The organism is Corynebacterium sp. UMB8791 (assembly GCF_054166365.1).
Map to the genome: position 1 here is coordinate 1 of NZ_JBSZCG010000173.1, position 472 is coordinate 472.

General features: G+C 56.6%; 1 protein-coding gene. It reads left to right on the top strand.

Features of this window, described 5'->3' with window-relative positions:
- Positions 1-472 (top strand): transposase (locus tag ACXIUA_RS11285; protein ID WP_457976891.1); only part of this gene is annotated, 472 nt, incomplete at both ends.

Consider the following 472-nt stretch of genomic DNA (forward strand, 5'->3'; position numbering starts at 1 on the left):
TCGCCAAGCTCACTTATCGGGTCACCCGCTGGATCTTGCAGCGCCTTGCTATTGACCGGATGAGTGTGTCAGCTACCGCCAAAGCACTCGGTGTGGGCTGGGACCTGGTCAACCAAATCGCACTAGATGCCTGCCGCCAGCTTGTCTACGGCGACCCTTGTCACCTAGATGGGGTTCGCATTCTTGGAGTCGATGAACATGTATGGAAACACACCAGAAAACCAGGTCAGGCATCAAACCTGGTGACCATACTCGTTGACCTCACACCGCTGGTGGACGGGCGTGGGCCTGCACGTTTGTTAGACATGCGACCATGCAGGTCCGCAGATGTGCTCAGCGGGTGGCTTAAGGAGCGCGACCCCAGCTTCCGGGAGCAGATACAGGTAGTGACCATGGATGGGTTCACCGGATATGCCACCGCAGTCGAGGAACAACTACCACAAGCAGACAAAGTCATGGACCCTTTCCATGT